Annotated in this window: 1 protein-coding gene; it reads left to right on the forward strand. The window is 63.3% G+C overall.

Annotation, left to right across the window (positions count from 1 at the left end; genetic code table 11):
• On the forward strand, positions 1 to 371 hold a 371-nt coding region (locus HCU66_RS27010; protein ID WP_205891395.1), incomplete at both ends, for an Ig-like domain-containing protein.

Raw genomic sequence — 371 nt, forward strand, 5'->3', positions numbered from 1 at the left:
ACGACCAACCTGATCACCCTGGACAACACCGGCGTGCAGGCTGTCGCCAGCGGTAACGTGGGCACTGGCACCACCGACTCCAATAACTATGCGATCGACACCGTACGCCCGACAGCCACCATCGTGGTCGCGGACACGGCGCTGAGAATCGGCGAAACCTCGCTGGTGACCATCACCTTCAACGAAGCGGTCAGCGGTTTCACCAACGCGGACCTGACGATTGCCAACGGTACACTCACGGCGGTGAGCAGCAGCGACGGCGGCATCACCTGGACGGCGACCTTCACCCCTTCGGCGAGCATCAACGACACGACCAACCTGATCACCCTGGACAACACCGGGATCAGCGACCTGGCGGGCAACGCCGGCAG

The organism is Pseudomonas frederiksbergensis, assembly GCF_017114915.1.
Taxonomy (GTDB): domain Bacteria; phylum Pseudomonadota; class Gammaproteobacteria; order Pseudomonadales; family Pseudomonadaceae; genus Aquipseudomonas; species Aquipseudomonas frederiksbergensis_I.